A 232-nucleotide genomic window follows, 5' to 3' on the forward strand; every position below is an offset into this window, starting at 1 on the left:
GCGCACAGAGCCCACCGCGGTGGCCGCGTAGCCCATGTCGCCTCCGACGGGCCCCAGCAGGACGAGCGCGACGTCCGGCACGAGGAACCGCGACGGCGCGGGGACCCTGACCAGGCGGACGAGGCGGAGCGTGTCGAACGTGGGGACGATCCAGAGGACCACGACTCCCACGAGGAGCACCTGCACGAGTGTGAGCAGCGCTCCCGATACGTACCCGCCACCGATGGTGAGC

At 71.6% G+C, this 232-nt stretch carries 1 pseudogene; it reads right to left on the minus strand.

The window, feature by feature from the left end:
- Window positions 1–232 (minus strand): annotated as a pseudogene (locus tag KVS71_RS19235) (transcriptional regulator); the annotation flags it as partial.

This window comes from Microbacterium sp. GbtcB4 (assembly GCF_019091465.1).
Lineage (GTDB): Bacteria > Actinomycetota > Actinomycetes > Actinomycetales > Microbacteriaceae > Microbacterium > Microbacterium paraoxydans.